The following is a 25,006-nucleotide window of genomic DNA, read 5'->3' as shown; positions in this document are numbered from 1 at the left end:
CCCGGCCCGACGCGTCGAGGAGGAGATGTGACCAGCGGCGAGCCCGTGTCCGAGGCTGACCTCGTGGTGGTGGCCAACCGGCTACCCGTGGACTACGTACAGAACCCGGACGGCAGTTCCGGCTGGAAGCGCAGCCCCGGAGGCCTGGTCACCGCACTGGAGCCGACGCTGCGGGCGCGCGAGGGTGCCTGGGTCGGCTGGCCAGGGGTCCCCGACGTCGACGTCGAGCCGCTCGCCGAGGACGGCCTGTCGCTGTTCCCGGTGAAGCTGACCGCGCAGGAGGTCGAGGACTACTACGAGGGCTTCTCCAACGCGACCCTCTGGCCCCTCTACCACGATGTGGTCGCCCAGCCGCAGTTCCACCGGCACTGGTGGCGCGCCTACACCGCGGTCAACCAGCGCTTCGCCGAGGAGGTCGCGAAGGTCGCCGCGCACGGCGCGACCGTGTGGGTGCAGGACTACCAGCTCCAGCTCGTCCCCGGGCACCTGCGGGAGCTGCGCCCCGACCTGAAGATCGGCTTCTTCCTGCACATCCCGTTCCCGCCGGTCGAGCTGTTCCGCCAGCTGCCGTGGCGGACGCGGATCATGGAGGGGCTGCTCGGCGCCGACCTGGTCGGGTTCCACACCGACGGCGGCGTCCGCAACTTCCACTGGCTCTCCCAGGAGCTCGCCGGCGCGACCCCCGAGCGCGACCCCGAAGTCCTGCGCTACGGCGGCCGTCAGGTCCGGCTCGGCGCCTTCCCGATCTCGATCGACTCCACACGCCTCGACGAGCTCTCCCGCACCGACGAGGTCATCGAGCGGGCCGCGCAGATCCGCGCCGAGCTGGGCGACCCGGACAAGATCGTGCTCGGCGTCGACCGGCTCGACTACACCAAGGGCATCGACGTCCGGCTGCGCGCGTTCCACGAGCTGCTGGAGGAGGACCGGGTCACCGTCGGTGAGACGTCGTGGAGCGGCTCGGAGACCGCGATCGACGCGGCGATGATCCAGCTCGCGACGCCGTCGCGGGAACGGGTCGAGCACTACCAGCAGATGCGCGACGACATCGAGCTCTCGGTCGGCCGGATCAACGGCGAGTACGCCCGGGTCGGGCGCCCCGCCGTGCACTACCTGCACCGTTCGCTGCCCCGCGAGGAGCTCGTCGCGTTCTTCCTGGCCGCCGACGTCATGCTCGTGACCCCGCTGCGCGACGGCATGAACCTGGTCGCCAAGGAGTACGTCGCCAGCAGGCACGACGACGGCGGCGTCCTCGTGCTGTCGGAGTTCACCGGTGCCGCGATCGAGCTGACCAGCGCACTGCTGGTCAACCCGCACGACACCGACGGGGTCAAGGAGACGCTGTACGCGGCGCTGACGATGAACCCCGAGGAGGGCCACAAGCGGATGCGGATGTTGCGCCGCCAGGTCCTCGACCACGACGTCGACCGCTGGGCGCGCTCGTTCCTGGAGACGCTCGGTGTGAAGGTGCCCGAGTGAACGTCCCGGCCGGGCTGGACTCCGCGTTGCAGAAGCTCGCCGCCGCCGGGACGCTGCTGGTCGCCCTGGACTTCGACGGCGTGCTGGCCCCGCTGGTGGACGACCCGTCCTCGTCGCGGCCGCTGCCGGCCTCGGCCGACGCGGTCCGCGCACTGGCCGGGGCCCCGGCGACGACCGTGGTCATGGTGTCCGGCCGGGGCCGCGACGACCTCGCCGCCGTCTCCGGTTTCGCCCCGCCGGTCGGGCTGGTCGGCAGCCACGGCGCCGAGTTCGACGACGAGCTGGCCGCCCGGCTCGGCCGCGGCGGCCTGCTCACCGACGAACAGGCCCGGCGGCGCACCGAGCTGCTCGCCGGGCTGCAGGAGCTCGTCGACGCCGCTCCGGGCGCGCGGCTGGAGACCAAGCCCGCGGGTGGGGCCGTGCACGTGCGCGGCATGGACCCCGACGCCGGGCGCGCCCTGCTGGAGCGGGTCTCCCGCGAGTGGGAGCACGGCGACGTCGACGGCACCGCGGGCAAGGACGTCCTCGACCTCGCGGTGCTGCGGACCTCCAAGGGCTCCGCGGTGCGGACGCTGCGGGAGAGCCTCGGCGCGGACGCGGTGTTCTTCGCCGGTGACGACGTCACCGACGAGACCGCGTTCCGCGTGCTCGAAGGAGGGGACACCGACGTCGGGGTCAAGGTCGGCGACGGCGACACCGCCGCCGGGTACCGCGTCGCCGGCCCCGAGGCGCTGTCCGCGGTGCTGACCCGGCTGGCCGAGCTGCGGCGCTAGAGAGCTCGGCGCGGCGGGCCCGCGGCCGGGTCCGCCGCCTCCAGGATCTCGACGCGGTCGCCGAGCGCGATCCCGGCGCCGGGGTCGTCGGGGATCAGGTTCACCCCGAACCAGACGCCGGAGCCGAACCGGCGGTGCCGGGCCAGGGTCGCCATCGGTTCGCGGCCCTTCACGGCGGTCTCCGGGTCGGCGGTGGTGAGCACGCAGCGCGCGCAGCCCTTCGCCACCCGGAACGCGGCGTCACCGATCCGGATCCGGCGCCAGCCGTCCTCGGCCCAGGCCGGGGCGCCGTCGACGACGACGTTCGGCCGGAACCGGGTCATCGGCAGCGGCCCCTCGTGCGCGTGGGAGCCGGCCGCGACCAGTTCGTTCACCGCGTCCAGCGACGCGGCCGAGGTGAGCAGCAACGGGTAGCCGTCGGCGAAGCCGACCCGGTCGTCCGGTGCGGAGAACCCCGGGTCCGGGCGGCGGTGCCCCGGGTCGTCGAGGTGCACCAGCCGGACCTTCTCGCCCAGCAGCTCGGAGAACCAGGCGTGCGCCTCGTCGGAGGCGGGCACACCGGCGGTGTCCGAGCGGTGCACGCGAACCGGGACCGGGTCGCCGTCGGGGATCCGCACCGAGAGCGGGGGCAGGCCCGGCCCGGTGACGTCCAGGCCGTCGGCCCGCAGGGCGGGGACGGCGAGCAGCAGCCGCGGGTGGGCGCGGGCGGTGACCATGCCGCCGTCGTCGTCGACGAGCATCCAGCGGCGGTCCCCGGCGAGCCCGGCGCGCTCGACGACCGCCCGGTCCAGGTCGGTGCCCCGGCAGGACTTCACCGGGTACCGGCGCAGCCCGGCCAGGGTCACCATCCGGAGAAGAACTCCCCCGACTGGCGCAGCGCCCGGGTCGTGTCGCCGACGAGCAGCTCGGTCGGCAGCGTGACGTGCTCGGGGCGGCTGCGGTCGCCGCGCTCCAGCAGCAGGCGCCCGGCGACCAGGCCCTTCTCCCGGAACGGCTGGCGGACCGTGGTGAGCCCGGCCCGCTCGGCCTCGGGGACGCCGTCGAACCCGGCGACCGAGATGTCCTCGGGCACCCGCAGGCCGCGGCGGCGGGCCTCTGCGAGCGCGCCCAGCGCGAGGATGTCGGAGGTGCAGATCAGCGCGGTGATCCCCGGGTGGTCGTCGAGCAGCGCGGCCGCGGCGTCGGCACCGGCGTCCTCGGTGTGCTCGAACCGCTCGATCACCGGTACGGCTGACCAGTCGACGCCGGCGTCGGTGAACGACTCGCGCAGCCCGGCGAGGCGCTCGCGCTGCACGCTGTAGGAGCTGGCCTGCTGGCGTTCGAGGTCGACCGGGCCGTCGTGGCGCCGGGACCCGAGCCGCATGCAGACCACGCCGATCCGCCGGTGCCCCAGCTCGGCCAGGTGCTTCCCGAGCGCGAGGGTGCCCGCGCGGTCGTCGACACCGACCCGGTCGACGCCCTCGACGTCGGCGGGCTGGTCGCAGACGACGGTCGGCAGCGGGCGGGACAGCACGGCGCGGAAGTGCGGGTCGTCCTCGCTGACGGAGTAGACGACGAACCCGTCGACCCCGGCCTGGTGCACGGCGTCGACATCGGAGTGCTCGGGGCTGACCGGCACGAGCAGCAGCCCGGTCCCGGCGTTCTCGCAGGCCAGCGCGAGTCCCTCCAGGAACCCCGTGGCGACGGGGTCGCGGAAGGCGTAGCTCAGCGCCTCGGTGAGCAGCAGGCCGACCGCGCCGGCCCTACGGGTGCGCAGCGATCGAGCCACCGGATCGGGGCCCGGGTACCCTAGCCGTCGCGCCGCCTCCAGGACGCGCTCGCGCAGTGGCGCGGAGAGCTGGTCCGGACGGTTGTAGGCATTGGACACGGTCGTCCGCGAGACGCCCAGTTCGGCGGCCAGCGACGCCAGCGTCGCCGGTCGTCGCGCGTGCGGTGACCCGGTCATTCCCGGAACGGTAGCGGCGTGCTCTGCACCGTGAAAGTCGGCCCGCCGCAGCGGGTCCCATCAGGGTTTCCGCATGGGCGTCCGGCACCGCCGGCGGCGTAAAGTGAACCGAGAACGGTTTCCGATAAACGCATGGCCATACCCTGATAGGAGAAGTCCTCGTGACTCGCCCCCCGTTCCGCCCCGCCGCACTCGCGGCCGGGGCGGCCGTCGTCGTCCTCGGGCTGTCCGCCTGTGGCAACTCCGGCGGTGACCAGGCCGCTCCCCCGGCACCCGGCGCCGGCGACTCCGGCAAGATCGCCGTCGTCGCCTCGACCAACGTCTGGGGTTCGGTCGCCCAGGCCGTCGGCGGCGACAAGGTCGACGTCCAGTCGATCATCGACAGCCCCGACAAGGACCCGCACGAGTACGAGACCACCCCGCAGGACGCGGCGAAGGTCGGCCAGGCCAAGGTCCTGATCCAGAACGGCGGCGGCTACGACTCGTTCATGGAGAAGCTGGTCGAGTCCTCCGGCAACAAGGCCCCGGTGATCGACGCCGTGCAGGTCTCCGGGCTCCCCGGCTCCGCCGAGGCCTCCGAGCACGACCACGACCACGGCGCCGAGAAGCCCGCCGAGGGTGGCGAGGAGGAGGGCCCGGAGTTCAACGAGCACGTCTGGTACAGCTTCGCCACCGCCCACAAGGTCGCCGACGACGTCGCGAAGCAGCTCTCCACCGCCGACCCGGCCAACGCGCAGACCTACGCGTCGAACGCCAAGGCCTTCGACGCCAAGACCGACGAGCTGACGAAGAAGGCCGCCGGCATCGGCCAGGCCCACCCGAAGACCAAGGTCGCCTACACCGAGCCCGTCCCGGGCTACCTGTTGCAGGCCGCGAAGATCCAGAACGTGACCCCGGAGGAGTTCTCCGAGGCCGTCGAGGAGGGCAACGACCCGCCCGCCGCGGTCGTCGCGAAGACCCTGGCGCTGTTCAAGGCCCCGGCCCAGGCCAAGGCCCTGATCCTCAACAGCCAGACCCAGTCGGCGACCACCGACCAGGTCCGCAATGCCGCCCAGCAGGGCAACGTCCCGGTCGTCGAGATGTCGGAGACGCTGCCCGCCGGCGTGACCGACTACGGGCAGTGGATGAACCAGAACCTGGACGCGCTCAACGGCGCGCTCGGACGTTGATCCACCCGTAGGAGGAGGCTGCTCGCCATGAGCACCACCGGAACCGCCCGCCCCGCGCTCTCGCTGCGCGGGGCGGGCCTGCGGTTCGGCGACCGGACCCTGTGGTCCGGGCTGAACCTCGACGTCCAGCCCGGCGAGTTCGTCGCCGTGCTCGGCCCGAACGGGTCGGGCAAGACCACCCTGATGCGGGTCCTGCTCGGGCTGTTGCCGCTGTCCGAGGGCGAGGTCGAGGTCGGCGGGCACACCCCGCGCCGAGGCAGCCCGGAGATCGGCTACATCCCGCAGCAGCGGCCCCTGGACCCCGACCTCCCGCTGCGCGGCCGCGACCTCGTCGGCCTCGGCCTCGACGGCCACAGGTTCGGGATCGGCCTGGGCGGACGCCGCGAGCGCAAGGAGAAGGTCGCCCGCGCCCTGGAGCAGGTCGGCGGCAGCGCGTACGCGAACTGGCCGGTCGGCCGGCTCTCCGGCGGTGAGCAGCAGCGGCTGCGGGTCGCCCAGGCGCTCGTCGGGGACCCGGCCGTGCTGCTGTGCGACGAGCCCCTGCTCTCGCTGGACATCTCCCACCAGCAGACCGTGACCCGGCTGATCGACTCCCGGCGGAAGTCCGCGGGGACGGCCGTCCTGTTCGTCACGCACGAGATCAACCCGGTGCTGCCGATGGTCGACCGGGTGATCTACCTGGTGGACGGGCAGTTCCGGATCGGGCCCACCGAGGAGGTCATGACCTCGAAGGTGCTGACCGAGCTCTACCGGACCGACGTCGACGTGCTGCGGGTGCGGGACCGGCTGGTCGTGGTGGGGGCGGAGGACTCGCCCGTCGGGTCGAAGACCTCGACCGACGACGCAGGCGCCTCGCTGCACCCCGACCACGGCGGGGTGCACGTCTGATGGGGCTCATCTCCTACGACGACTTCACCTACCTGCTCGGCCAGCCGTTCGTGCAGAACGCGCTGATCGCCTGCGCGGTGCTCGGCCTCGTCGCCGGGCTGCTGACGCCGCTGGTGGTCAGCCGGGGCATGTCGTTCGCCGTGCACGGCACCGCGGAGCTGTCGTTCACCGGCGGCGCGGCCGCGCTGCTGTTCGTCGGCGCGGACTACGTCGGGCAGGGCGCGGTCGTCGGCGCCGTCGCCGCGGCGGCGCTGTTCGGCATCCTCGGGCTGCGCCAGCGCGAGCGGGACTCGGTGATCGGCGTCGTCATGGCGTTCGGCCTCGGCCTGGGTGTGCTGTTCCTGTCGCTCTACCAGGGCCGCTCGGCCAACCGGTTCGGCCTGCTGACCGGCTCGATCGTCGCCGTGGACGGCACCAACCTGTGGGTGCTCACCGGCGTCACCGTGCTGGTGCTGGCGACGCTGCTGGTGGTCTACCGGCCGTTGCTGTTCGCGAGCACCGACCCGGAGGTCGCGCTGGCCCGCGGCGTGCCGGTGCGGGCGCTGTCGCTGGTCTTCGCGGTGCTGATCGGGCTGGTCGCAGCACTCGCTGTGCCGATCGTCGGCGCCATCCTCGTGATGGCCGTGATGATCGTGCCGGGCGCCGCGGCGAACCGGGTCACCGCGAACCCGGCGCTGGCCACCCTGCTGGCCGTCGTGATCGCCGAGGTCGGCCTGCTGGCAGGCACGGTGCTGTCGCTGCTGACGAACCTGCCGATCTCCGGCTTCGTCGCCTCGATCGGGTTCGCCGCCTACCTGCTGTGCCGGCTGACCGCCCGGCTGCGCGGGCGGACCCCGGCCCGCGCCTGATCTCGTACGACGGTCGGTCCGTCACGACTACCGGGGCGGGCCGGCCGTTGCACGAAGCGTTCTCAGCTCGTCAGGGTGTACACGCTCGTTCGGCTACCAGGTGTGCCCTTCAGCTCTACGGATCCCGATTCACGGAGCGCGTGCAAGGCGTACTGCACCTGCCGATACGTGAGGCCGGTACGCCGCTCGATCTCGGCGCGCTTCGTCGGGCCTTCCCGAAGAACTCCGAGGATCAATGCTTCCGGCTCGATGGTCGTGCCGCTGTCATCGAGCTCGGAGCGCTGCCCGGTCAGCTTGCCGTCCAAGGCGTACAGACGGCCTCCTCGTTCGCCTCGGGCCTCTGCCAGACCGGCTGCGACCAACTCGCTGAGGAGCCGTCCCGCATCGCGTGAGTCCATCGGAAAGGCGTCCCTCAGGGACTTGTTCGTGAAGACCTCCGAGTGCCGCATTCGCGCGAGCACGTGGCGTTGGGTGTCGGACAACGCGACACCCTTCGTGACGCGCGCCAACCAGTCGACGTCATCGCGGGAGAGCAGCGCGTGGTTCGGCACACGAACCGCGAACTTGATGCCCTGATCCTGGAACCGCGGAGGGACCATCCCGGCACCGGACATCACCTCCAGGACGGTGGGAATGCCGGTCGCCAAGGCCTCCACGACCCGCCCACCCTGTCCGGTACGGACGTTCTGGCAGATTCGAACCAGGTACCCGTTACGCGCCGAGGTGACGCCCACACTTCCGAGACGGGCGACGCTGATGCCGAAAAGCCCTCCCGGATTCGAGACGATCAGCTGATCGTCGGTGATGCGCAGGGTGATGGCCTCGCCCAACGCATAAGGACCAAGATCTCGGTGTATGAGTGCGTTGGAGAGCAACTCACGTACTGCGACCAGCGGATACTCGGGAGCGTCGCGGCCGTGACCGTCCTCGTCGAACTTGATGCGGGTCCTCGAGTTCCGTGCGACCCACCGCACTGCTTCCTCGAGCATGAGGGGAAGCGGACCGTCGAAACGACGGGCGTCGTCGACCCTGGTCCCCGGGGCCGCGTCCGGCCTCGGTGCCGAACTCGCCTGGATGACGAGGTTGGGAAAGAACTGCTGGGGATAGACGCCCAACGCCAGCAGGCCCGCGAGACTCGGCACCCGGGCCTTCCCGACCAGCACGCCGGTCCGGAACAACAACTCGTCGCGTCCGAATCGGCGCAGGACCGGTGACAGGTCGGATGCTGTCTCCACATACGCATCGACGAGCTCGGTGTCGAGATCGTCGGCGGTCGCTTCGTCGACCGGTTGCTGGTCGAATCGGGGCGTCGACCGGTTGGCCACGAACGCCTGTTCTTCCAGGTCGGACAGGGGGTAATCACCGTCGTACGACCGGAGATACGCGCGCCCCGTGGACCTGACGCGGCACGGTTTCGCGGAGCCCGGGAGTTCGGCGACCGTGGCGATCACGAGGTCGGCGCCCTCGAACACCACACTTTCGATCGCGACCACGACCGGCGGCTGCACCACCTGGCGTGCGGTGGATGCGATTGCCTTCTTGCACGCCGCGACGTCGTAGACGCCCGTTGCCGCGAACGAAGCAACCTCGTCGAGTCCGAAGATCAACAGCCCGCCACCCGGCGTGTTGCCGAACGCCGAGAACGTCGGTGCGAGGTTCTCGGGGAAGCCTCCCGCAGCTCGCTTGACCTCGACCTGCGCGAAGTCGCTCCCCTCCGCACGCATGTCTGCAACGAGATGCGTCAAGTCCTCTACATCCACCTCGACAATGTAGAGGAGAAGCCGCGTCGTGTAGAGGAGGCGCGGAGGAGTGTTGAGCTGCCGCTACCTTCAGAGCTCGAGCCGGCGGCGCCGCGCCACCTCGGAGAGCACCACACCGGTCGCGACCGAGGCGTTGAGCGACTCGACCTCCCCGGCCAGCGGGATCGAGACCGTCACATCACAGGTCTCGCGGACCAGCCGGGACAGTCCCTTGCCCTCCGAGCCGGTGACCAGCACCAGCGGGCCGGTGGCGAGGTCGAAGTCGTCGAGGGAGACGTCCCCGTCCGCGGCCAGACCGGCGACCATCAGCCCGGCCGAGGCGTACTCGCGCAGGGTGCGGGTCAGGTTCGTCGCCCGTGCGACCGGCAGCCGTGCCGCGGTGCCCGCCGACGTCCGCCACGCCACCGCGGTCATCATCGCCGACCGGCGCTGCGGGACGACGACGCCGTGCCCGCCGAACGCGCTCACCGACCGGACGACCGCACCGAGGTTGCGCGGGTCGGTCACCCCGTCCAGTGCCGTGATCAGCGCCGGGCGGCCGGAGTCCGAGGCCCGCTCGAGCAGCTCGTCGGGGTGGGCGTAGTCGTACGGGGGCACCTGCAGGGCCAGGCCCTGGTGCAGCGCGCCGCCGCTGATCCGGTCCAGGTCGTTGCGGGGAACCTCGAGGATCGAGATGCCCTGCTCCGCAGCCAGCGCGACGGCCTCGGCGATCCGCTCGTCGGCGTTGGTACCGGTCGCGACGTGCAGCGCCGTCGCCGGGACCCCGGCCCGCAGGCACTCGACGACCGGGTTGCGGCCGAGCACCGTCTCCGGCCCCTCGGCGTCACCGCCGCCGCGCCGGCCGGCGACGGGCCGCCGGTTCGGCTGCTGCTGCTTGTCGTCGGCCCGCCGTGCGGCCTTCTGCTTCGGGTGGCCCGGGCGCATCTCGCCCGGCGGGGTCGGGCCCTTGCCGCGCAGCGCGCGGCGGGCCTGGCCGCCGGAACCGACGACCATCCCCTTCTTCGTGCCGTCCTTGCGCACCGCTCCGCGGCGCTTGGAGTTGCCGGCCATGCCTCTTACGCGTCCTTCAGTGTCCAGGTGGAGCCACCGGCGCCGTCCTCGACGGCGATCCCGGCAGCCAGAAGTTCGTCGCGCAGCCGGTCCGCGGTGGCGAAGTCCTTCTCGGCGCGCGCCGCCTGGCGCCGCTCGAGCATGGTCTCCACCAGCGTCCCGAGTGCCTGCCGGGCGGAGTCGCCCGACTGTTCGGCCACGCCGCCCGTGGCCAGGGGGTCCAGTCCCAGCACGCCGGTCGTCGCACGGATCGCCGAGGCGGCCGCCGACGCGGCGGGCGCGTCCCCCGTGTCGAGGGCGGTGTTGCCCTCGCGCACCAGCTTGTGCACCTCACCCAGGGCGAGCGGGGTGCCCAGGTCGTCGTCCATCGCCGCGGCGAACGCGGCGGGCACCGCGAGATCCGGGTCCGGCAGCCCGTGGCGCTCCCGCACCCGGTGCACGAACGACTCGATCCGCCGGTACGCGGCGACGGCCTCGTCGAGCGCGGCGTCGGAGTACTCGATCGCCGACCGGTAGTGCGGGCCGACCAGGTAGTAGCGCAGCTCCGCCGGGCGGACCCGGGTCAGCAGGTTCTCGATCGAGAGCACGTTGCCGAGCGACTTCGACATCTTCTCGCCGCCCATGGTCACCCAGGCGTTGTGCAGCCAGAACCGGGCGAACGGGTCACCGGCGGCGTGCGACTGGGCGCGCTCGTTCTCGTGGTGCGGGAACACCAGGTCGAGCCCGCCGCCGTGGATGTCGAACTCCGGGCCCAGGTAGGCGGTCGCCATGGCGGAGCACTCCAGGTGCCAGCCGGGGCGGCCGTGTCCCCACGGCGTCGGCCAGCTGGGCTCGCCCGGCTTGGCCGCCTTCCACAGCGTGAAGTCCAGCGGGTCGCGCTTGTCGCCGGCGTCGCCCTCGCCCTGGTGGACGTCGTCGACCTTCTGGCCGGACAGCGTGCCGTAGTCGGGCTGGGTCCGGACGGCGAAGTAGACGTCGCCCTTCGGCGTCGCGTACGCGTGGCCGCCCTGGATCAGCCGGTCGATCAGCTCGACCATCTGCGTGATGTGCCCGGTCGCGTGCGGCTCGACCGACGGCGGCAGGCAGCCCAGCGCGTCGTAGGCGGCGGTGAAGGCCCGCTCGTGCGTGGCCGCCCACTCCCACCAGGGACGCCCGGCGGCCTCGGACTTGCGCAGGATCTTGTCGTCGATGTCGGTGACGTTCCGGACGAGCGTGACGTCGTAACCGGCGTGGGTCAGCCAGCGACGCAGCACGTCGTAGTTCAGCCCGGAGCGGACGTGCCCGATGTGCGGCAGCCCCTGCACCGTGGCCCCACAGACGTACATCGACACGGCTCCGGCACGCAGCGGCGTGAAGACGCGCTGCTCCCTGGTCGCTGAGTCGAGAAGCCTGAGGGTCACATCACCAGGGTACGGGGCTCCGATTCGTCCACTACACGGGCGGGGCGCCACGGGCAAGGTGACGGCCATGAGCGTTCAGCAGCTGTATCCACGCCTGGTCGTCGCCGACGCCGACGCGGCGATCTCCTTCTACACCGCCGCGTTCGGCGCCGGGCTCGTCGAGCGCTACACCGACGGCTCCGGGGCGGTCGTGCACGCCCTGCTGCGCGCCGGTGACGCGGTCTGGGCGGTGAAGGACGCCGACGCCGTCGACCCGGCCCCGGACGGGCCCGGCGCGGTGATACTCGCCCTCTACGTCGACGACCCGGACGCCGTCGCCGCGGCGATGCTCGACGGCGGCGGCCGGGTGATCTTCGCCGTCGACGACCATCCCTACGGCGAGCGCGGCGGCCGGCTGGCCGACCCGTTCGGGCACGTGTGGATGGTCGCGCGGCGTACCGCGGATCTCTCCGCCGGGCAGATCCAGGAACGGACCGAGCGCGCCTACCCCTGAGCGGGCTGGAGCAGGGCGGTCGCGACGGCGGCGCGGCCCTCGCCGCGGCCGGTCAGCCCGAGTCCGTCGGTGGTGGTGCCGGAGACCGACACGGGGGCGCCGACCAGCTCGGAGAGGACCTTCTCCGCCTCGTCGCGCCGCTTGCCGATCTTCGGGTCGTTGCCGATCACCTGCACGACCGCGTTGGCGACGGCCCAGCCGTCGCGCACGAGCAGCCTGCGGACCTCGGCGAGCAGCGTCGCCCCGGATGCTCCGGACCACTCCGGACGGCCGGTGCCGAACACCGCTCCCAGGTCACCGAGCCCGGCGGCGGACAGCAGCGCGTCGCAGAGGGCGTGCGCGGCGACGTCGCCGTCGGAGTGCCCGGCGCAGCCGTCGGCGTCGTCCCACAGGAGTCCGGCGACCCAGCAGTCGCGCCCAGGCTCCACCGGGTGCACATCGGTCCCGATCCCGACCCTCATCCGATCCTCTCCACGGCGCCGGCCAGGAGCAGCTCGGCGATGCGCAGGTCCCACGGGGTGGTGACCTTGAACGCGAGGGGGTCGCCCTCGACCGTCGTCACCGGGTCGCCGAGGGCCTCGACGAGGCCCGCGTCGTCGGTGCGCGGGTCGGGGGCGCCCGCGTGGGCGCGGCGCAGGTCGCCGGCCCGGAAACCCTGCGGGGTCTGCACCGCACGCAGCGCGGAACGGTCGACAGTGGACACCACGGTGCCGTCGCCGTCGACCTGCTTGATCGTGTCGGTCACCGGGAGCACCGGGATCACCGCGGGCGCACCGGCCCGCACGGCCGTGACCACCCGCTCGACTACCGCGGGCGGCGTCAGCGGGCGCGCGGCGTCGTGCACCAGCACGACCTCGACCGACGGCGGCAGCGCGGCCAGCCCGGCCGCCACCGAGGCGGTCCGGTCGGCGCCACCGGGCACCACGCTCACCGGCCGCCCGGGCAGCATCGCCGACGCCGCACCGGCCTGCTCGGCCGGGACCACGACGACCACGTGCCCGACGACGCCCGAGTCCAGCAGTCCGTCGACGGCACGCACCAGCACCGGGACGCCCGCCAGCTCGACGAACGCCTTCGGCACTCCGGCACCCAGGCGGGCACCGGAACCGGCTGCGGGCAGCACCGCGGCGACGCGCTCGGCGCAGGCCGCGATCGGCTGCCCGGCGCCGGACGGCACCGCGTGGGCCGGCACCGCGCGAGACGACACAGCGTGAGACTGCACGGAGCCCGGAGGAGCCACGACCGGAGCCCGGTCGTTCACAGCCCGGCCGCTCAGGCGTCTGCGGTCGCGAGCACCTCGTCGAGCAGGACCTCGGCCCGCTCCTCGTCGGTGCCCTCGGCGAGCGCGAGCTCGCTGACCAGGATCTGCCGCGCCTTGGCGAGCATGCGCTTCTCGCCCGCGGAGAGCCCGCGATCCTTCTCCCGGCGCCACAGGTCGCGGACGACCTCGGCCACCTTGTTCACGTCACCGGAGGTCAACTTCTCCCAGTTGGCCTTGTACCGGCGGGACCAGTTGGTCGGCTCCTCGGTGTGCGGCGCGCGCAACACCTCGAAGACCCGATCCAGGCCCTCCTGGCCCACGACGTCACGGACGCCGACGACCTCTACGTTGTCAGCGGGAATACGGACCGTCAGATCACCCTGCTGGACCTTCAGGACGAGGTACTGCACTTCCTCGCCCTTGATCGTCCGAGTCTCGATCGCCTCGATGAGGGCGGCACCGTGGTGCGGGTAGACGACGGTCTCTCCGACCTTGAAAACCATGTGTCCTCTGGCCCCTTTCGCTGCGACCAGGCTAGCACGCCGTCCGACGCGGCCGACGGCCACCTTCTCCCGTCGTCGCAGGTCAGGGGGTTGACAACGTCGAAAAAACGTGTCTCGCGCAGGCGGCCGCGACGCGGGAATCCGGGCCGACCGGGAAAGGGGGACGGGGTCGCCACCGGCCCGTCACCGGGGCTTCACCAGGGTGCACCGGTGGAACCGCCCACGAGCCCGGCGTAGGGGCGCGGTCACGTCGAGTGCACGTCGCGCGTGCTCTGCGGCGGGTGGCCGAGCGTTCCCCGGTGTCGCGCGGCTAGGCTCTGGTCGCAGCCGATCGCGCGGACACGCGCGCGGGCCGCGCACCACCACAGTCTCGACCCGCCGGGAACGCTCCCGGCCGGCAGGAAGGACACGCCGACCGTGAGCCGCAACCGCCGCCGTCCCACCCGGGCCCTGGCCGGGGCCGCCGGAGCCGTCGCCCTGACCGGCCTGCTGGTCTCCGGTTGCGGTGCCGGTCAGCTGTCCCAGACCTCGCTGCAGACCGCCGCGGTCAACGGGCTCAACACCTCCGCCGGCACGGTCGACCTGCGCGACGTCCAGATCAGCTACCCGCCGCAGCCTGCCGGGCCGGACGCGCTCTACAAGGCCGGTGGCAGCGCCCCGCTGCGCGCCAACCTGGTCAACGTCGGCGACACCGCGGACAAGCTGGTGCGCGTCACGAGCCCGTACGCGTCGAACGTGACGGTCTCCGGCGACACCAGGCTGGCCAAGGGGGTCGCGCTGGTCTCCGCGGGCGACACACCGCTGGCGCCGACGTCGAGCAAGCCGGTGCAGATCAGGCTCGACGGGCTCAAGCAGCCGATCCCGGCCGGTGCGCAGGTCCCGATGACGTTCGTGTTCGAGCGCGCGGGGTCGGTGAACCTGGTCGCGCCGACCGGTGTGCCGATGGAGTCCCACCCGGATGCGAAGCCGGAACGGGCCGCGCCGGAGGGCAAGGAGCACGGCGTCAACGGGGCCGAGACCGGCGTGAACGCCGAGAACGGTGGCCAGGCGAAGCCGCCGTCGCCGGACAAGCCCGCTGCCCCGGCGCCGTCCGAGCGCGGCGAGCAGCCGGCCCAGGGCACCAACTGACCACCCGCACCCGGGCGCGCTCCGGCGGCTACCGCTGCACCGAGTGCGACCACCGCTCCGCGCAGTGGGTCGGGCGCTGCCCCGGCTGCCAGGCCTGGGGCACTCTCGAGCAGGTCGAGGCGCCGCGCGGCACGGGCTCGCTCGGCGGCGGCCGCACGGTCGTCGCGGGGGCGCCGAGCACACCGGCGCGCCGGATCGCCGACGTCGAGCTGGACTCCGCCCGCTCCCGGAGGACCGGGGTCGACGAGCTCGACCGGGTCCTCGGCGGCGGGCTGGTGCCCGGCGCCGTCGTACTGCTGGCCGGTGAGCCGGGCGTCGGGAAGTCGACGCTGCTGCTGGAGGTCGCGGCACGTGCCGCGTCGCGCACCCGGGTCCTCTACGTCTCCGGAGAGGAGTCCGCGGGCCAGGTCCGGCTGCGGGCCGAGCGCACCGGCGGCCTGGCCGACGAGCTCTACCTCGCCGCCGAGTCCGATCTGGAGTCGGTGCTCGGCCACGTCGACGAGCTGCGGCCGTCGCTGCTGATCGTCGACTCGATCCAGACGATGTCGACGGCGGTCGTCGAGGGCAGCCCGGGCGGGGTGACCCAGACCCGCGCCGTGACGGTCGCGCTGACCGCGCTGGCCAAGGAACGCGGGCTCGCGGTGCTGCTCGTCGGGCACGTCACCAAGGACGGCAACATCGCCGGCCCGCGGGTGCTCGAGCACCTGGTCGACGTCGTCCTGCACTTCGAGGGCGACAAGCACTCCGCGCTGCGGATGGTGCGCGGGGTGAAGAACCGCTTCGGGCCCGCCGACGAGGTGGGCTGCTTCGAGCTGCGCGACGAGGGCATCGTCGGGCTGCCGGACCCGTCCGGGCTGTTCCTGGACCGCTTCGGCACCAACGGCGAGAACGTCGTCCCCGGTACCGCGGTCACCGTGGTCATGGACGGACGGCGGCCGCTGCTCGCCGAGGTCCAGGCGCTCGTCGCGGGCGCCAACATCCCCAGCCCGCGCCGCGCGGTCACCGGGCTCGACACCTCGCGGGTGCCGATGCTGCTGGCCGTCCTGGAGCGCCGGGCGAAGGTCCGGCTGCACGACGCCGAGGTCTACACCGCGACCGTCGGCGGCATGAAGGTGACCGAGCCCGCCGCGGACCTGGCGATCGCGCTGGCCGTGGTCACGGCCAAGAACGACGTCACCATCCCGGCCGACACGATCGTCCTCGGCGAGCTCGGGCTGGGGGGCGAGCTGCGCCGGGTGCACGCGGTCGGGCGCCGGCTGGCCGAGGCCGCGCGGCTGGGCTTCACCCGCGCCGTCGTGCCGCAGGACTCCGAGGTCGGCTCGTCCGGCATGAAGATCATGCGGGCGTCGCAGCTGACCCAGGTGATCGACGGGCTCACCTGAGCCCGGGTCAGCCGAGCAGCAGCGGCACCGGGTCCGAGCTCAGCTGCCCGAGCCGGGCCGTCACCCGGTAGGCGCCCGCGGGAACGCGCTGCCGCGCCGCGGCGCAGCCGGGCTGGGAGGTGCGTCCCGACCAGGTGACGGTGAACGCCGCCGGCTGGCCGGGGACCAGGGTGCGCAGGTCCTCCGACGCCGGGTTCACGCAGTCGTTCGACGACCACAGCCTCCGGTCACCGCCGCCGCTGCGGACGACGATCTCCTGCTCGGCGCCGTCGAGGTCGCGCACGCACGCCTGCCCGGAGACGTTGGTGACGACCAGGCGCAGCTCGGGGTGTCCGCCCGCCGGGTAGCTCGGGCGTCCGGTCTCGGCGCGGACGTCGAGCATCCGGTCGGTGCACGGGACGGGACCGGTCGGCGGGGAGGGCTCGCCTGCAGGGACCGCCACCGACGGGCGCGGGGTGTCGTCGGGACGGACACGCTCGTCGGCGGATCGGTTCCCGTCCGCCGGGCCCGCGTTCGGGGTCGCGGGCCCGGCGGGCGGTGCCACCGCGACGCCGGGGGGCGCGCCGGGGGCGGTGCCGGGGAGCGGGTTCGGGGCCGGCGCCGGGGCGTTCGGCGCCGCGGGAGCCGCACCGGGGCGGCCGGGTGCGTTCGGGGCGGGTGCTTTCGGGGCGGGTGCGTCCGGAGCCGGGGCGTTCGGGGCCTGCCCGGCCCGGGCGACGGGGTCGGTGGGCTCGTCGGAGGAGCCGGGCAGCAGGGCCGAGCCGAGCGCGACGAGCACGACCAGCACCAGCACCGCGGCGCCGATCGCGGCGACGCGCCGACGCCAGTACGTCGACGCCGACAGCGGACCGACCGGCTCCATCACGTGACCGAGCGTAGAAGTTCGGGGTGCCGCTTCGCGGTCGCCACACCGACTACCTGCGGATTCGTCGAGTTCCACCCCTGTGAGGGAGTCGCGGAAAGTAGTCGTCGGCGACACGCCCGGCTTCCTCGGCGCAGCGTGGGCGTGCTCCACGATCGCGGGTGCGGTCGTCGCGCACGACCGGGCTACCCCGCACACCCCGCGTGCACGGCGCTCGGCGGGCAAGCGGTGACACGGCCCCGAACGGCCGGAAGCCCCACCCGATTCGTGATCACCGATCGGGTCCGGGAGACACTGGGACGGTGCGTCCCGACGTGATCGCCGCGTGGTTCCGGGAGCAGGCCCGCGACCTGCCCTGGCGGCGGCCGGAGACCACCCCGTGGGGTGTCCTGGTCAGCGAGTTCATGCTGCAGCAGACCCCGGTCAACCGGGTCGAGCCGATCTGGCTGGACTGGATGGCGCGCTGGCCGGTGCCGTCGGCGCTGGCCGCCGCGCCACGCTCGGAGGTGCTGCGCGCCTGGGGCAAGCTCGGCTACCCGCGCCGCGCGATCCGGTTGCACGACGCGGCCGCCGCCATCGCCGAGCAGCACTCCGACACCGTCCCGTCCGACGTCGACGCGCTCGAGGCACTGCCCGGCGTGGGCTCCTACACCGCACGGGCGGTGGCCGCGTTCGGCTACGGGCTCCGGGCGCCGGTCGTCGACACCAACGTGCGGCGGGTCGTCGCCCGCGCCGTGCACGGGCACGGTGACGCGGGCCCGGCCCGGACGAAGGCCGACCTCGCCGACGTCGACGCCCTGCTCCCCGACGACGACGCCGAGGCCGCCGTGATCTCGGCCGGGCTGATGGAGCTGGGCGCGGTCGTGTGCACCGCACGGTCGCCGCGCTGCCCGCTCTGCCCGGTCGAGTCCTCCTGTGCCTGGGTCGCCGCCGGGAAGCCCGCCTACGACGGCCCGCGCAAGCCCGTGCAGGGATTCGCCGGCACCGACCGGCAGGTCCGCGGCAAGCTGATGGACGTGCTCCGCACCGCGCCCGGCCCGGTCGAGCGGGCCCGGCTCGACGCCGTCTGGTCCGACGCCGGGCAGCGCGACCGCTGCCTGCACTCGCTGCTCGTCGACGGGCTCGCCGAGCAGACCGACGACGGCCTGTTCGCCCTCCCGGCCTGATGCCGGCGACCGTCCGGCTGCGCCTGGATCCGGCTGCGGCCGACGCGCTGGCGGCGTTGCGGGCCCGGGTCGCCGCAGCCGGCCTCCCGGCCGCGACCGGCACCCCGCACATCACGGTCGCGGCCGCGGGCACGATCCCGGCGGCCGCCGTCCGCGAGCTGGCCGCGGAGCTGCGGCTGGTGTCGCTGCCGGTGTCGTTGCTGGCCACGCTGGGTTCGGTCACCGGTGACGAGAACGCGCTGGTGCTGGCCGCGGTCACCGATCCGGAGGTGCTGGCCGTGCACACCGCGGTGCACGACGCCCTGGCCGGGCGGGTCCGCGGCCCGCACGCCACGCACCTGCCGGGCTCCTGGCTGCCGCACGTGGTCCTGGCGACCGGCCGTCCCGCGGAGGCGTTCGCGCTGCTGCATCCGGTGGCACCGGTGCGGGCGCGGATCACCGCCGTCGAGCTGCACGACTCGCGTACCGGCGAGGTCGAGGTGCTCAGCCCGTCCGCTCCAGCAGGGCGATGACCTCCTGGGCCCACGTCTTCGGGACGGCGTCGTGCACCAGGTGGCCGGTACCGGGCAGCCGGATGTGCCGGGCGTCCGGGACCCGGGAGGCGAGCAGCTCCAGCTGACCGGGCGGCACGACCGAGTCCCCGGCCTCGATCACCAGCAGCGGCGCCCGCACCGTGCACGCCTCGCCGAGCAGCGAGGTGTGCCGCCAGTGCTCGGAGACCGCCATGGCGTCGTCGATGTCGGTGGCCAGCCACCAGCCGTCGTCGCGCTGCACGACGCAGCGCGCCATGTGGTCGCCCACCTCCGGCCGGTCCCCGGCGAAGACCTCCGCGACCCGCTCGGTCGACTCGTGCGGCCCGGCGAGCGCGGTGAACCAGGCCCGCATGTCCGCCGCGTGATCGGCCGGGGTGCCGGTCAGGTCCAGCGGCGAGTCCTCGACGACGAGTGCGGTCACCAGGTCCGGGCGTGCGGCCGCCGCCAGCAGAGCGGTGATGCCGCCCATCGAGTGCCCGACCAGCGCGGCGGGCCCGGTCCGCTCCAGCAGCTCGACGACGTCGGCGGCGAGCCGGTGCGGGGACAGGTCCGCGCCGCGCTGCGAGCCGCCGTGCGCGCGGGCGTCGGGGGCCAGTACCCGGCCGTACGGCGTCAGCTGTGCCGCCCGCGGGCGCCAGCTCTCCGCGCAGCTCATGAGCCCGTGCAGCAGGACGATCGGGCGCCCGGTGCCGCCGAACTCGATGACCGCGATCTCGACGCCGTCGGAGGTCCGCATCCGCGCGACCGTAGCCGCCGACGGGTCCGCGCGCCGCTCGTGCGATCAGCGCTAGCGTGGGGGCATGGCCGTTGTGAAGATCAATGCGATCGAGGTGCCCGAGAACGCCGGGCCCGAGCTGGAGAAGCGGTTCGCGAACCGCCTGCACGCCGTCGACGGGCAGCCCGGGTTCCTGGGCTTCGAGCTGCTGCGCCCCAAGTCCGGCGACGACCGGTACTTCGTGGTGACCCGCTGGGAGGACGACGACGCGTTCGAGGCCTGGCGCAAGGGCCCGGCCGCCGAGGCGCACGCCGGCGAGCGTGACCCGAAACCGGTGGCCAAGGGCGCGTCGCTGCTGGAGTTCGAGGTCGTCGACCTCGAGAAGCTCTCCGCGGACTCCTGATCACCGACTCCCCGTCCGCCGCGGTCCCTGCCGAGCAGGTGACCGCGGCGGTGGAGCTCCTGCGCCCGGCGTCCGCACTGCTGGTCACCGCCGGTGCCGGCATGGGCGTCGACTCCGGCCTGCCCGACTTCCGCGGCGCCGAGGGCTTCTGGCGCGCCTACCCGCCCTACGAGCGCCTCGGCCTGCGGTTCGAGGAGCTGGCCGACCCGGAGCACTTCGCCGACGACCCGGCCCTGGCCTGGGGTTTCTACGGCCACCGGCTCAACCTCTACCGGCGCACCGTCCCGCACAGCGGCTTCGCCGTGCTGCAGCGCTGGGCGCAGCGGCTGCCGACGGCGGTGTTCACCTCGAACGTCGACGGCCAGTTCCAGCGCGCAGGCTTCCCCGCCGCCGACGTCGCCGAGGTGCACGGCTCCATCCACCACCTCCAGTGCCTGGCGCTCTGCGGCTACGGCGTGTGGCCCGCCGACCGCGTCGACGTCACCGTCGACGAGACGACCATGCGCGCGACCGGCGCGCTGCCGTCCTGCCCGGGCTGCGGCGGCATCGCCCGCCCGGCGATCCTGATGTTCGGCGACTTCGGCTGGGACCCGTCGCACTCCGAGCCCGAGCTGCGCAGGCACTCGTCCTGGCTGGCCGGGCACCGGGCGGGGATCGCGGTCGTCGAGCTCGGTGCGGGGACCGCGCTGCCCACGGTGCGCCGGCACTCCGAGCTGGCCTCGGCCGCGACCGGGGCGCTGGTGCGGATCAACGTCCGGGAACCACAGGTGCGCCACGGCCGCGGGGTCGGCATCGCCGCCCCCGCCGCCGCAGCACTCGCCGCGCTCGACGCGGCGTGGGACCGGTAGCCCGGCTCGGTCGGGTACAGCCGGGCCGGCTCGGTCGGGTACAGCCGGGCCGGCTCAGTCGGTACAGCCGGGTCGGCTCAGTCGGGTACGGCCTTGTTGTCCGGCACCACGATCGCCGGGAGGTCCGCGAGCCCGGCCAGGGCCGCGTCGTGCACCTCGGCGGCCGGGACGACGCCGTCGACACCGGGCAGGTTGCGGGTCGCGGTGGCCGCGGCGACGACCGTGGGCACGTAGCCGGCGGAGAATCCGCTGCGCGCGGTGGAGTTCACGCACATGTGCGTCATGAACCCGGCGAGCACCAGGTTCTCGTAGCCCTCGAGCTCCTCGGCCAGGTCGGTGTGCACGAACGCGCTCGGGAAGTTCTTGGTGACGACGGGCTCGCCGTCACGCGGGGCGACCGAGGAGTGGATCGCGCCGATCGGGGCGTTGACGTCGTAGGGGCTGCCCTCGCCGGCGTCGTGCCGGATGTGGATGACCTTCGCGCCGGCGGAGCGGGCCCGGTCGAGCAGTGCCGCGGCCTCCTCCATCGCGGGCTCGACGTTCTCCAGGCGCATGACGCCCTCGGTGTAGGTGTTCTGCAGGTCGATCATCAGCAGCGCGGAACGGGAGAGCGGCGCCGGCTCGGCCGGCAGCCCCATCAAACCGCGCAGGGTGTGCAGTTCGGACACCGTCGTCCTTCCCTTCTCTTGCGGGACAGTCGTTCCCGGGCATGCCACGGGCCCGGGAGACGGCTCTCCCGGGCCCGTGGCGAGACCGGACCGGTTCTCGGTCAGTCCTTGTTCTCGAGCGCCCGCCACTCGTCGTCGGTGAACAGCCGCGAGCGGATCAGGAACCGGACGCCCTCCGGCGCCTCGACCGAGAACCCGCTGCCGCGTCCCTTCACGACGTCGACGGTGAGGTGGGTGTGCTTCCAGTACTCGTACTGCGACGCCGACATCCAGAAGCCGATCGGCTTCTCGAGGCCGTCGACCTGCAGGTCGCCCAGGTGGACGTCCGAGTTGCCGGTCTTGAAGTCACCGTCCGGGTAGCACATCGGGGCGCTGCCGTCGCAGCACCCGCCGGACTGGTGGAACATCAGCGGGCCGTGCAGGTCGGTGAGCTTGACCAGCAGATCGGCGGCGGCCGGCGTCAGCGCCACCCGCTCCGTCCCCGAGCCCGGAACCTCGGGCACGGCGTCGGAGGCGGGGGCGCCGGCGTCCGGCTGCCCCATCAGAAGAAGCCCAGAGCGTTGTCGCCGTAGCTCTGCAGGATGTTCTTCGTCTGCTGGTAGTGGTCCAGCATCATCTTGTGGTTCTCGCGGCCGATGCCGGACTGCTTGTACCCGCCGAACGCCGCGTGCGCCGGGTAGTTGTGGTAGTTGTTCACCCACACACGACCGGCCTGGATCTCGCGGCCCGCGTTGTAGGCGGTGTTGGCGTCGCGGCTCCACACACCGGCACCGAGGCCGTAGAGCGTGTCGTTGGCGATCTTCATGGCGTCGGCGTAGTCGCTGAAGCGCGCGACCGACACGACCGGGCCGAAGATCTCCTCCTGGAAGATCCGCATCTGGTTGTTGCCCTCGAAGATGGTCGGCTTGATGTAGTAGCCGCCGGCGAGGTCGCCGGACATCTCCGCCTTCTCCCCACCGGTGAGGACCTTGGCGCCCTCCTGCCGGCCGATGTCGATGTAGGACAGGATCTTCTCGAACTGGTCGTTCGAGGCCTGCGCACCGATCATCGTGTCGGTGTCGAGCGGGTTGCCCTGCTTGATCTGCTCGGTCCGCTTGACGGCCTGCTCCAGGAACTCCTGGTAGATGCCGTCCTGGATCAGCGCACGCGACGGGCAGGTGCAGACCTCGCCCTGGTTCAGCGCGAACATCGCGAAGCCCTCGAGCGCCTTGTCGTAGAAGGCGTCCTGCTTGGCCGCGACGTCGTCGAAGAAGATGTTCGGGCTCTTGCCGCCCAGCTCCAGGGTGACCGGGATCAGGTTCTCCGACGCGTACTGCATGATCAGCCGGCCGGTGGTGGTCTCACCGGTGAAGGCGATCTTCGAGATGCGCTTGTTCGACGCCAGCGGCTTGCCGGCCTCGACGCCGAAGCCGTTGACGATGTTCACGACGCCCGGCGGGATGAGGTCGGAGATCGTGTCCAGCAGGACGTGGATCGACGCCGGGGTCTGCTCGGCCGGCTTCAGGACGACCGCGTTGCCCGCCGCGAGAGCGGGTGCGAGCTTCCAGATCGCCATGAGGATCGGGAAGTTCCACGGAATGATCTGTCCGACGACGCCCAGCGGCTCGTGGAAGTGGTAGGCGACGGTCTCCTCGTCGATCTGGGAGAGGCCGCCCTCCTGGGCGCGGATCGCGCCGGCGAAGTAGCGCAGGTGGTCGATCGCGAGCGGGATGTCCGCGGCGAGGGTCTCGCGGCAGGCCTTGCCGTTCTCCCAGGACTCGGCGATCGCGATCTTCTCGAGGTTCTCCTCGATGCGGTCCGCCATCTTGTTCAGGATGTTGGCCCGCTCGCCTGCGGAGGTCTTGCCCCAGGCGGGGGCGGCCGCGTGGGCGGCGTCGAGCGCCTTCTCCACGTCCTCGGCGGTGCCGCGGGCGACCTCGGTGAAGTTCTGACCCGTGATCGGGGTCGGGTTCTCGAAGTACTGGCCCTTCGCCGGAGCGACGTACTCGCCACCGATGAAGTGGTCGTAGCGAGGCTTGAACTCAACGACGCTGTCCGGCTGACCCGGGTTGGCGTAGACGGCCATGGATGGTCCTTCCCGTGTGGGTGCTTCGTCGAACCGACGCGGATGCGACCCCGGAACGTGATCCGGATCGCACATTGCGCGTGATGCCGGACACTAGGAAGCTGGGGGTTGCACAAGAGTTGCACGCAGATGCGGCACCTGAACTAGAGGTCAGTGCCGATCACGCCGATTCGATTCAGGTGAGCCTGTGCTGACCGTAGGGTGAGGGCCGTGGCAACGCAGCGACGCGAGCTGGAGCGGATGCGTGACGCCGTGCTCGCCGGTGGGGTCACCGGCCCGGACGGGCTCGCGCCGGGGCTGCGCCCGCAGGTCCGGGAGTCCTGGGCCCGCTCGCTGGCCGCCGCCGTCGACCCGCAGCGGTCCCGCCCGCGGCACGCCTACGAGCACTCCGAGGTCGTCGCGCTGCGGTCCGGGCATCCGCTCGCCGAGGCGCTGCCGGTGCTGCGCGACGTGCTGCTGTCGGTCGCCGACCAGGCCCGGCACATGATGATCGTGACCGACGAGCGCGGCACCATCCTGTGGCGCGAGGGCGCGCACGACGTGCTGCGCCGCGCCGACCGCGTCGACCTCGTCGAGGGCACCTCGTGGAGCGAGGACTGCATCGGGACCAACGCCATGGGCACCGCCCTGTCCGACGACCGCCCGGTCAGCATCCACTCCGCCGAGCACCTGGTCGCCGCCTACCACCCGTGGACGTGCGCTGCGGCGCCCGTGCACGACCCGGAGACCGGGCGGCTGATCGGCACCGTCGACGTGACCGGGCCGGAGCAGACCTTCCACCCGACGACGTTGTCGCTGGTCACCGCAGCCGCGCGGCTCGCCGAGCACCGGCTGGGCGAGCTGACCGCGGCCCGGGACGAGCGGCTGTGCGAGACGAACCTGCCACACCTCGCCGGGCTCGGGACGACCCCCGGGGCGCTGCTCTCCCCACGCGGTCGGGTGCTGGTGTCGAACCCGCCGGGCCGCTTCCCGGCCCGGGTCGAGCTGCCCGAACGGGGCGACCGGGTGCTGCTGTCCATCGGCGGCTCCGGCGGTGACCCGGTCGAGTGCCGGGTCGAGCCGCTCGGCGAAGGCTGGCTGCTGCGCGTGCCCGCCCCGGCCGGGCCCGTGCCGCCCACCCTGACGCTGCCGTTCCTGGGGGCCCGGTCACCGTCGGCGCGGCGCGACGGCCGCGCGCTGCGGCTCGGGCTGCGGCACGCGGAGGTCCTGACGCTGCTGGCGCTGCACCCGGAGGGCCTCACCTCCGACCAGCTCGCGGCCGCCCTCTACGGCGACGACGGCCGCGCCGTCACCGTCCGCGCGGAGATGCACCGGCTGCGCCGCCACGTCGGCGAGGACTCCGTACGCACCCAGCCCTACCGGCTCGCCGCCCGGGTCGACGCCGACTTCCTGCGGCTGCGGGAGGCGCTGCGCGACGGCCGGGTCCGCGACGTCGCCGCCGAGGCCGCCCGTGGCCCGCTGCTGCCGGTGTCGGAGTCACCGGCGATCCGCGCCGAGCGCGAGCATCTGGAGGTCGCGGCCCGCTCGGCGGTGCTGCGCGCGAACGACCCCGACGCGCTGTGGTCGATGGTGCGGTCCGGCGAGGCCGACGACGAGCTGCGGTTCCGGCTGCGGGTGCTGCTGCCCTCGTCCGACCCTCGCCGCGACGAGCTCGCCTGAGATCGTTC

At 73.1% G+C, this 25,006-nt stretch carries 26 protein-coding genes; 13 read left to right on the top strand and 13 right to left on the bottom strand.

From position 1 onward, the window contains the following. The first annotated feature begins 27 nt into the window (after positions 1-27). Positions 28-1,479: an alpha,alpha-trehalose-phosphate synthase (UDP-forming) gene (locus ACLE50_RS01510; protein WP_410941509.1), complete on the top strand. Its 1,452-nt coding sequence runs from the start codon at positions 28-30 to the stop codon at positions 1,477-1,479. Continuing rightward, complete coding sequence (gene otsB / locus ACLE50_RS01505) at positions 1,476-2,252, top strand: trehalose-phosphatase (protein WP_410941508.1); 777 nt, start codon at positions 1,476-1,478, stop codon at positions 2,250-2,252. The genes ACLE50_RS01510 and otsB overlap by 4 nt, the downstream gene beginning before the upstream one ends. Here otsB and ACLE50_RS01500 read toward each other — a convergent pair. Next, on the bottom strand, positions 2,249-3,100 hold the full coding sequence (locus tag ACLE50_RS01500) for an MOSC domain-containing protein (RefSeq protein WP_410941507.1): 852 nt from the start codon (positions 3,098-3,100) through the stop codon (positions 2,249-2,251). The genes otsB and ACLE50_RS01500 overlap by 4 nt on opposite strands. Next, positions 3,094-4,197 carry a LacI family DNA-binding transcriptional regulator gene (locus tag ACLE50_RS01495; RefSeq protein WP_410941506.1) on the bottom strand — a complete coding sequence of 368 codons (1,104 nt, stop codon included), beginning with the start codon at positions 4,195-4,197 and terminating at the stop codon, positions 3,094-3,096. The genes ACLE50_RS01500 and ACLE50_RS01495 overlap by 7 nt, the downstream gene beginning before the upstream one ends. 161 nt (positions 4,198-4,358) lie before the next feature. On the opposite strand from ACLE50_RS01495, the gene ACLE50_RS01490 reads away from it, so the two are divergent. The 3 genes from ACLE50_RS01490 to ACLE50_RS01480 are packed head-to-tail and all read left to right on the top strand — an operon-like array spanning position 4,359 to position 7,102. Beyond that, positions 4,359-5,366 carry a metal ABC transporter solute-binding protein, Zn/Mn family gene (locus tag ACLE50_RS01490; protein ID WP_410941505.1) on the top strand — a complete coding sequence of 336 codons (1,008 nt, stop codon included), beginning with the start codon at positions 4,359-4,361 and terminating at the stop codon, positions 5,364-5,366. A 27-nt stretch (positions 5,367-5,393) separates the two neighbouring features. Continuing rightward, positions 5,394-6,254, top strand: coding sequence for a metal ABC transporter ATP-binding protein (locus ACLE50_RS01485; protein ID WP_410941504.1), 861 nt, complete (start codon positions 5,394-5,396; stop codon positions 6,252-6,254). Continuing rightward, positions 6,254-7,102: a metal ABC transporter permease gene (locus ACLE50_RS01480; protein ID WP_410941503.1), complete on the top strand. Its 849-nt coding sequence runs from the start codon at positions 6,254-6,256 to the stop codon at positions 7,100-7,102. The genes ACLE50_RS01485 and ACLE50_RS01480 overlap by 1 nt, the downstream gene beginning before the upstream one ends. 62 nt (positions 7,103-7,164) lie before the next feature. On the opposite strand, the gene ACLE50_RS01475 is transcribed toward ACLE50_RS01480, so the two are convergent. From ACLE50_RS01475 to cysS, 3 genes are all read right to left on the bottom strand, one after another. Further along, a complete protein-coding gene (locus tag ACLE50_RS01475) occupies positions 7,165-8,862 on the bottom strand; it encodes an ATP-binding protein (RefSeq protein ID WP_410941502.1) in 1,698 nt (565 codons plus the stop codon). A gap of 69 nt (positions 8,863-8,931) precedes the next feature. Next, positions 8,932-9,912 (bottom strand): 23S rRNA (guanosine(2251)-2'-O)-methyltransferase RlmB, encoded by a 981-nt coding sequence (rlmB, locus tag ACLE50_RS01470; RefSeq protein WP_410941501.1) that lies wholly within the window; start codon positions 9,910-9,912, stop codon positions 8,932-8,934. Between the two features lie 5 nt (positions 9,913-9,917). After that, positions 9,918-11,312, bottom strand: a complete 1,395-nt coding sequence (gene cysS, locus ACLE50_RS01465) for a cysteine--tRNA ligase (RefSeq protein ID WP_410941500.1) — start codon at positions 11,310-11,312, stop codon at positions 9,918-9,920. Positions 11,313-11,379: 67 nt separating this feature from the next. Here cysS and ACLE50_RS01460 point away from each other — a divergent pair, with 67 nt between their 5' ends. Beyond that, the gene (locus ACLE50_RS01460; RefSeq protein WP_410941499.1) at positions 11,380-11,805 is read left to right on the top strand and encodes a VOC family protein; all 426 of its coding nucleotides are present in this window, start codon (positions 11,380-11,382) and stop codon (positions 11,803-11,805) included. Here the strand turns inward: ACLE50_RS01460 and ispF are convergent. The 3 genes from ispF to ACLE50_RS01445 all read right to left on the bottom strand — a co-directional run bounded on the left by ispF (position 11,796) and on the right by ACLE50_RS01445 (position 13,569). Beyond that, positions 11,796-12,266 carry a 2-C-methyl-D-erythritol 2,4-cyclodiphosphate synthase gene (gene ispF / locus ACLE50_RS01455; RefSeq protein ID WP_410941498.1) on the bottom strand — a complete coding sequence of 157 codons (471 nt, stop codon included), beginning with the start codon at positions 12,264-12,266 and terminating at the stop codon, positions 11,796-11,798. The two genes, ACLE50_RS01460 and ispF, sit on opposite strands and share 10 nt — an antisense overlap. Continuing rightward, positions 12,263-12,958 carry a 2-C-methyl-D-erythritol 4-phosphate cytidylyltransferase gene (gene ispD / locus ACLE50_RS01450; RefSeq protein ID WP_410942234.1) on the bottom strand — a complete coding sequence of 232 codons (696 nt, stop codon included), beginning with the start codon at positions 12,956-12,958 and terminating at the stop codon, positions 12,263-12,265. Before ispD ends, ispF begins: the two co-directional genes overlap by 4 nt. A 119-nt stretch (positions 12,959-13,077) precedes the next feature. Continuing rightward, positions 13,078-13,569: a CarD family transcriptional regulator gene (locus tag ACLE50_RS01445; protein ID WP_410941497.1), complete on the bottom strand. Its 492-nt coding sequence runs from the start codon at positions 13,567-13,569 to the stop codon at positions 13,078-13,080. Between the two features lie 417 nt (positions 13,570-13,986). Between ACLE50_RS01445 and ACLE50_RS01440 the strand changes: the two genes are divergently transcribed. Both ACLE50_RS01440 and radA read left to right on the top strand, forming a co-directional pair. Next, on the top strand, positions 13,987-14,697 hold the full coding sequence (locus tag ACLE50_RS01440; protein WP_410941496.1) for a copper chaperone PCu(A)C: 711 nt from the start codon (positions 13,987-13,989) through the stop codon (positions 14,695-14,697). Next, a complete protein-coding gene (gene radA, locus ACLE50_RS01435) occupies positions 14,694-16,079 on the top strand; it encodes a DNA repair protein RadA (RefSeq protein ID WP_410942233.1) in 1,386 nt (461 codons plus the stop codon). The genes ACLE50_RS01440 and radA overlap by 4 nt, the downstream gene beginning before the upstream one ends. A 7-nt stretch (positions 16,080-16,086) precedes the next feature. On the opposite strand, the gene ACLE50_RS01430 is transcribed toward radA, so the two are convergent. Next, a complete protein-coding gene (locus ACLE50_RS01430) occupies positions 16,087-16,944 on the bottom strand; it encodes a hypothetical protein (protein WP_410941495.1) in 858 nt (285 codons plus the stop codon). Positions 16,945-17,243: 299 nt separating this feature from the next. Here ACLE50_RS01430 and ACLE50_RS01425 point away from each other — a divergent pair, with 299 nt between their 5' ends. Beyond that, positions 17,244-18,107: an HhH-GPD family protein gene (locus tag ACLE50_RS01425; RefSeq protein WP_410941494.1), complete on the top strand. Its 864-nt coding sequence runs from the start codon at positions 17,244-17,246 to the stop codon at positions 18,105-18,107. After that, positions 18,107-18,619: a 2'-5' RNA ligase family protein gene (locus ACLE50_RS01420; protein WP_410941493.1), complete on the top strand. Its 513-nt coding sequence runs from the start codon at positions 18,107-18,109 to the stop codon at positions 18,617-18,619. Before ACLE50_RS01425 ends, ACLE50_RS01420 begins: the two co-directional genes overlap by 1 nt. Here ACLE50_RS01420 and ACLE50_RS01415 read toward each other — a convergent pair. Continuing rightward, positions 18,591-19,376 (bottom strand): alpha/beta fold hydrolase, encoded by a 786-nt coding sequence (locus tag ACLE50_RS01415; RefSeq protein ID WP_410941492.1) that lies wholly within the window; start codon positions 19,374-19,376, stop codon positions 18,591-18,593. The genes ACLE50_RS01420 and ACLE50_RS01415 overlap by 29 nt on opposite strands. Before the next feature lie 64 nt (positions 19,377-19,440). On the opposite strand from ACLE50_RS01415, the gene ACLE50_RS01410 reads away from it, so the two are divergent. Both ACLE50_RS01410 and ACLE50_RS01405 read left to right on the top strand, forming a co-directional pair. After that, positions 19,441-19,758, top strand: coding sequence for an antibiotic biosynthesis monooxygenase family protein (locus ACLE50_RS01410; protein ID WP_410941491.1), 318 nt, complete (start codon positions 19,441-19,443; stop codon positions 19,756-19,758). A gap of 101 nt (positions 19,759-19,859) precedes the next feature. Continuing rightward, positions 19,860-20,606 (top strand): SIR2 family NAD-dependent protein deacylase, encoded by a 747-nt coding sequence (locus tag ACLE50_RS01405; protein WP_410942232.1) that lies wholly within the window; start codon positions 19,860-19,862, stop codon positions 20,604-20,606. Between the two features lie 77 nt (positions 20,607-20,683). On the opposite strand, the gene ACLE50_RS01400 is transcribed toward ACLE50_RS01405, so the two are convergent. The 3 genes from ACLE50_RS01400 to exaC all read right to left on the bottom strand — a co-directional run bounded on the left by ACLE50_RS01400 (position 20,684) and on the right by exaC (position 23,339). Then, entirely contained in the window at positions 20,684-21,274 is a 591-nt protein-coding gene (locus ACLE50_RS01400; protein WP_410941490.1) for a cysteine hydrolase family protein, read from the bottom strand. A gap of 101 nt (positions 21,275-21,375) precedes the next feature. Further along, positions 21,376-21,816, bottom strand: coding sequence for a DUF779 domain-containing protein (locus ACLE50_RS01395; protein WP_410941489.1), 441 nt, complete (start codon positions 21,814-21,816; stop codon positions 21,376-21,378). After that, positions 21,816-23,339, bottom strand: a complete 1,524-nt coding sequence (exaC, locus tag ACLE50_RS01390; RefSeq protein WP_410941488.1) for an acetaldehyde dehydrogenase ExaC — start codon at positions 23,337-23,339, stop codon at positions 21,816-21,818. The genes ACLE50_RS01395 and exaC overlap by 1 nt, the downstream gene beginning before the upstream one ends. A gap of 210 nt (positions 23,340-23,549) precedes the next feature. Here exaC and ACLE50_RS01385 point away from each other — a divergent pair, with 210 nt between their 5' ends. After that, positions 23,550-24,998: a GAF domain-containing protein gene (locus ACLE50_RS01385; RefSeq protein ID WP_410941487.1), complete on the top strand. Its 1,449-nt coding sequence runs from the start codon at positions 23,550-23,552 to the stop codon at positions 24,996-24,998. The last annotated feature ends 8 nt before the right edge of the window (positions 24,999-25,006 follow it).

Origin of the sequence: Pseudonocardia phyllosphaerae (assembly GCF_046546475.1) — a bacterium.
In the GTDB taxonomy this organism is placed as follows: domain Bacteria; phylum Actinomycetota; class Actinomycetes; order Mycobacteriales; family Pseudonocardiaceae; genus Pseudonocardia; species Pseudonocardia phyllosphaerae.
This window is presented reverse-complemented; position numbering and strand designations above follow the sequence as displayed.

Coding starts and splice junctions, on each gene's coding strand:
- ACLE50_RS01500 (WP_410941507.1), bottom strand. CDS start 3,100: ATGGTGACCCTGGCCGGGCTGCGCCGGTACCCGGTGAAGTCCTGCCGG.
- ACLE50_RS01495 (WP_410941506.1), bottom strand. CDS start 4,197: ATGACCGGGTCACCGCACGCGCGACGACCGGCGACGCTGGCGTCGCTG.
- ACLE50_RS01485 (WP_410941504.1), top strand. CDS start 5,394: ATGAGCACCACCGGAACCGCCCGCCCCGCGCTCTCGCTGCGCGGGGCG.
- ACLE50_RS01480 (WP_410941503.1), top strand. CDS start 6,254: ATGGGGCTCATCTCCTACGACGACTTCACCTACCTGCTCGGCCAGCCG.
- rlmB (WP_410941501.1), bottom strand. CDS start 9,912: ATGGCCGGCAACTCCAAGCGCCGCGGAGCGGTGCGCAAGGACGGCACG.
- ACLE50_RS01460 (WP_410941499.1), top strand. CDS start 11,380: ATGAGCGTTCAGCAGCTGTATCCACGCCTGGTCGTCGCCGACGCCGAC.
- ispF (WP_410941498.1), bottom strand. CDS start 12,266: ATGAGGGTCGGGATCGGGACCGATGTGCACCCGGTGGAGCCTGGGCGC.
- ACLE50_RS01445 (WP_410941497.1), bottom strand. CDS start 13,569: ATGGTTTTCAAGGTCGGAGAGACCGTCGTCTACCCGCACCACGGTGCC.
- ACLE50_RS01420 (WP_410941493.1), top strand. CDS start 18,107: ATGCCGGCGACCGTCCGGCTGCGCCTGGATCCGGCTGCGGCCGACGCG.
- ACLE50_RS01415 (WP_410941492.1), bottom strand. CDS start 19,376: ATGCGGACCTCCGACGGCGTCGAGATCGCGGTCATCGAGTTCGGCGGC.
- ACLE50_RS01410 (WP_410941491.1), top strand. CDS start 19,441: ATGGCCGTTGTGAAGATCAATGCGATCGAGGTGCCCGAGAACGCCGGG.
- ACLE50_RS01405 (WP_410942232.1), top strand. CDS start 19,860: ATGGGCGTCGACTCCGGCCTGCCCGACTTCCGCGGCGCCGAGGGCTTC.
- ACLE50_RS01395 (WP_410941489.1), bottom strand. CDS start 21,816: ATGGGGCAGCCGGACGCCGGCGCCCCCGCCTCCGACGCCGTGCCCGAG.
- exaC (WP_410941488.1), bottom strand. CDS start 23,339: ATGGCCGTCTACGCCAACCCGGGTCAGCCGGACAGCGTCGTTGAGTTC.